This window comes from Deltaproteobacteria bacterium (genome assembly GCA_022340465.1).
In the GTDB taxonomy this organism is placed as follows: domain Bacteria; phylum Desulfobacterota; class Desulfobacteria; order Desulfobacterales; family B30-G6; genus JAJDNW01.
The window spans coordinates 1-4336 of the sequence record JAJDNW010000147.1; the positions used below are offsets into that span (position 1 = coordinate 1).

General features: G+C 55.9%; 4 protein-coding genes. 3 read left to right on the plus strand and 1 reads right to left on the minus strand.

The window, feature by feature from the left end; all coding sequences use genetic code 11:
* The 3 genes from LJE94_18830 to LJE94_18840 all read left to right on the plus strand — a co-directional run.
* Positions 1 to 211: FAD-dependent oxidoreductase (locus tag LJE94_18830; protein ID MCG6912151.1), on the plus strand; the 211-nt coding region annotated here is incomplete at its 5' end.
* A 173-nt stretch (positions 212 to 384) separates the two neighbouring features.
* Positions 385 to 1974: an ABC transporter substrate-binding protein gene (locus LJE94_18835; protein MCG6912152.1), complete on the plus strand. Its 1590-nt coding sequence runs from the start codon at positions 385 to 387 to the stop codon at positions 1972 to 1974.
* 505 nt (positions 1975 to 2479) lie between these two features.
* On the plus strand, positions 2480 to 4063 hold the full coding sequence (locus LJE94_18840) for an ABC transporter substrate-binding protein (GenBank protein MCG6912153.1): 1584 nt from the start codon (positions 2480 to 2482) through the stop codon (positions 4061 to 4063).
* 91 nt (positions 4064 to 4154) lie between these two features.
* Here LJE94_18840 and LJE94_18845 read toward each other — a convergent pair.
* Positions 4155 to 4336, minus strand: a 182-nt coding sequence (locus LJE94_18845; protein MCG6912154.1) for a hypothetical protein, incomplete at its 5' end; no start/stop codon positions are given.

Consider the following 4336-nt stretch of genomic DNA (forward strand, 5'->3'; position numbering starts at 1 on the left):
AGCCTCCAGGCTCACGGTTGCCGGACGTATCGTTTCCGCAGAGCGGATGGCGCTGGCAGGCATCCGGGCCCAGTGTGTCTGCATGGCCATGGGGCAGGCCATGGGTGCGGCAGCCGCCATGGCCGTTAAAAAGGGCGTCCCTTCGCGGGAAATCGATTCAAGAGAGATCGTGGCTATGACGGTCGAGCATGGGGCCGTGCCCTTGTCGTGATAACAGTAATTTGATGCTTGTTCGGCGCTTGAGGGTATGGTAATAAACTTTTTAAGGAAGCGGACAGTGCCCAATTTGTCAAACGCCGATTATGCTGGCAAAATCACTTCGTTGTATACCCGAGGTGTACTGCTTACCATTCAACCATAACCCAAAAAATGGAGGAGGAAAAAATGCGAGCATTGGAACACCTGGAAAAACTTTTCAGTGAAGGCAAGATCAGCAGGCGGCAATTCATGGCCCAGATGACGGCCCTGGGCCTGACGGCGGCTATGTCGCCCGTCCTGATGGCGCGGAAGGCCGAAGCGGCCACACCCAAGAAGGGGGGGCATTTTGTCCAGGCCCAGACCGGAGGGTCCACCACCGACAGCCTGGATCCGGCCACCCACACCTCCAGCTGGAACATCAATGTCGAGCTGCAGCTGCGGGATACCCTGGCGGAGATCAACAGCAAACTGGAGCCCATTCCCTGCCTGGCTGAGAGCTGGGAGTCGAGCCCGGATGCCAAGAAGTGGATCTTCAACCTGCGCAAGGGGGTCGAGTTCAGCGACGGGAAATCACTCACCGCCGAGGACGTGATCTACACCATGAATCACCATCGGGGCGAGGATTCCAAGTCCGGCGCCAAGCCCTATGTGAAGCCGATCACCAGCCTCAAGGCCGACGGCAAGAATCGCGTGGTTTTCGAGCTGGAGTCCGGCATCGCCGACTTTCCCTTTTACATGGCCGACTACCACCTGGCGATTTTCAAAGCCGGCACCAAGGGCAAGGAGTTTGAAAAGGGCATCGGCACGGCGGGCTTCGTGCTCGAGGAATGGGAGCCGGGGGTCACCGCACTTACCAAGCGCAATCCCAACAGCTGGAAGGCCGACCGCATCTATTTCGACAGCGTCGAGACCCTCAGCATCAACGATGTCAACGCCCGCACCAACGCCCTCAAGACCGGCCAGATCCAATTTATGGACCGCTGCGAGCGTAAGACCGTGCACCTTCTGGAACGCTCCAAGGGCATCGAGATCAGCGCCATTACCGCCACGTTTCACTACACCATGCCCATGCTGGTCGATATGAAACCGTATGACGACAACAACGTCCGCCTGGGGTTGAAGTACGCCGTCGACCGCGACGAGCTAGTCAAACGCATTCTGAACGGCTACGGCGAGGTCGGCAACGACCATCCCATCGCGCCGGTCAACCGCTACTATGCCAAGGACCTGCCCCAGCGGAAGTACGACCCGGACAAGGCCAAATTCTATTTGAAAAAGGCCGGCATGGAAAATCACGAATTCAAGCTGCACACGGCCGAGGCTGCCTTCCAGGGAGCCGACGACGCCGCCATCCTGTACCAGGAGCACGCCAAGAAGGCCGGGATCAACATCAAGGTGGTGCGTGAGCCCAGCGACGGCTACTGGAGCAATGTGTGGACCAAGAAGGAGTGGTGTATGTGCTACTGGAGCGGCCGCCCCACGGAAGACCTGATGTTTTCCATAGCCTATGAGGGCGGCGCCCCCTGGAACGACACGCACTGGAACAACAAAAAATTCAACGAGCTGCTGGTAGAAGCCAGGGCCGAACTCGACACCAAGAAACGCCGCCAGCAGTATTACGACATGCAGGAAATCTGCAGCAATCAGGGCGGTACCGTGGTGCCCATGTTTGCCCAGATCGTAGAAGGCCTGTCTGAAAAGATCGGTCACGGGACCATTTCCGGTCACATGGAAGCCGATGGTCAGCGCAACGCCGAAAGGTGGTGGTTCAAGTAAAAAGGCAAGCCGACTGAACAGAACCAAGACGGCATCCCATAAAAGCCCTGCTGGACAGCGATGGTTCGTTGTCCAGCAGGGTTCTTTTTTTGTGAAGTGGATTGACAGATACGGGCGGAGAGGGTACTATTCATTATTCAAACAAACAATTCGATCACTACGCGATTACATATATTTTTCCGATCCGGCGCATGCCAAAACAATAACCCTGCGTGCGACCTCAAAAGCCCTACTACTGGATCGTGTCCTGAAAAAAAATCATTCTTGCGGTTTGCCTGGAGAAGAAAACTGCACAGTCGAGGAAAAGACGGCCCCTTTCGAGGCCTGTGCCTTTATACCGGTTGTCATATATATGTTCCGATACAAACGCTATAACGTACTGATGCCCAATACCTTAAAATTATACCCTTTAAAAACCTCAAGCCGATTGCTTTGAGGTTATGTCAGGGACGGGATCCTCTCTGGTGTCGTTCAACATCTATAAGAACAACGAAAGGAGGAAATCATGTCGCAATTGAAACGGCTCGAAAACCTGTTGAGCAATGGAAAGATCACCCGACGCGAATTTATAAGCCGGGCAACGGCCCTGGGGTTGACCGCGGCCGTGGCGCCTGCATTCCTGGGCAAACGCGCCCAGGCGGCCACACCTAAAATGGGAGGCCGCTTCCGGCTCGGCGTCCAGGGCGGCAATACGGCCGACAACGGTGACCCCGCCACGTTCACCAACACCTTCATGCAGGTCTACAACTACGCAACGCGCAACAACCTGGTTGAGGTGGACCATACCATGTCACCCGTGCCGGAGCTGGCAGAATCCTGGGAGTCCACCCCCGATGCCGCCAAGTGGGTGTTCAAGCTGCGCAAAGGCGTCGAGTTCCACAACGGCAAGACCATGGATGCCAATGACGTGCTTTGGAGTATTCAGCGCCATCGCACCGAGGACTCCAAGTCGGCGGCCAAGGCCCTGCTGAAATCCATCGATGAAATCAAGGCCGAGGACAAATACACGGTGGCCTTCACGCTCAAAAGCGGCTCGGCCGACTTCCCCTTTTTGATGAGCGACTACCACCTGACCATCTGCCCGGCCGATACCACGGATTTCATGAAAAATGTCGGTACGGGCGCTTACAAGCAGGTGAGCTTCGAACCGGGGGTGCGGACTTTTGCCAAAAAGAACCCCAATTATTTCAAAACCGACCGCGGCCATTTTGATGAACTCGAGATGATCCATCTGCCGGACGCCAACACGCGCACCACGGCTCTGCAGACCGGACAGGTGGATGCGATCAACCGGTGTGAGAAGAAGACCTTCCAATTCATCGAGAAAGCGCCTGCGTTGCAGGCGATCATCACCAACGGGATGAAGCACTACACCTTTGCCATGCTTTGTGACAAGGCCCCCTTTACCGACAACAACGTGCGCATGGCCATGAAGTATGCCATCGATCGCGAAGAGATCATCAAGCAGGTCATGCGTGGCTATGCCGTTCCCGGCAACGATCATCCCATTTCGCCGGTCAACCGCTACTACAACAAAAACCTGCCCCAGCGGACCTACGACCCGGACAAGGCCAAATTTTATTTGAAAAAATCGGGATTGTCGCAGCGCGACTTTGACCTTTCGGTTTCGGACGAGGGATTTCCGGGTGCCGTGGATGCAGGCGCTGTTTACAAAGAGAATGCCAAAAAGGCAGGCATCGATATCAATCTGGTGCGCGAGGCGGCCGATGGATACTGGAACGACGTCTGGATGAAAAAACCCTGGTGTGCGGTCTACTGGGGCGGCCGGCCCACCGAGGACTGGATGTTTACCACGACCTATGCTTCCGGGGCTCCCTGGAATGACACCCACTGGAAAAATGGGCATTTTGATGAGCTCCTGGTCAAGGCCCGGGCCGAGCTGGACAGCGACAAACGGCGCGCAATGTATTATGAGATGCAGCAGATCGTACGGGATGACGGCGGCGTCATCGTGCTGGCCTTTGTCCAGGATTTGCAGGCGGCCACCAAGAAGATTCGCTATGGCAAGCTGGCGGCCAACTGGGAATTGGACGGCTGGAAGTGCTGTGAACGCTGGTGGTTTGCCTAAGTCCGGCGGCAGGGGATGAATCAGGGCCCATGAAACAGAAAAGAGCTCGTAGCCGACAGCTCATAGCGCATAGCATGATATCAGCGATGCGCTATGGGCTTTTTTTCCCTGGCTCCCAAGTTTTAGGCTTGAGCCGCAAGTAGTTGACTTCAACAGGCAAGGACCGAAAAAGGTTTTTAAGATGCAAGCAAGTCAGAAAAATCGCGCTGGCAATCCCGAGGTCGACCCCCTGCCGCCGTTTGAAACCAATCAGCGGCGACGGCGGCCAAGCTC

What these genes read in the sequence shown, in the direction of transcription:
- LJE94_18835 (MCG6912152.1), top strand. Translation starts at nt 385, where the DNA reads ATGCGAGCATTGGAACACCTGGAAAAACTTTTCAGTGAAGGCAAGATC.
- LJE94_18840 (MCG6912153.1), top strand. Translation starts at nt 2,480, where the DNA reads ATGTCGCAATTGAAACGGCTCGAAAACCTGTTGAGCAATGGAAAGATC.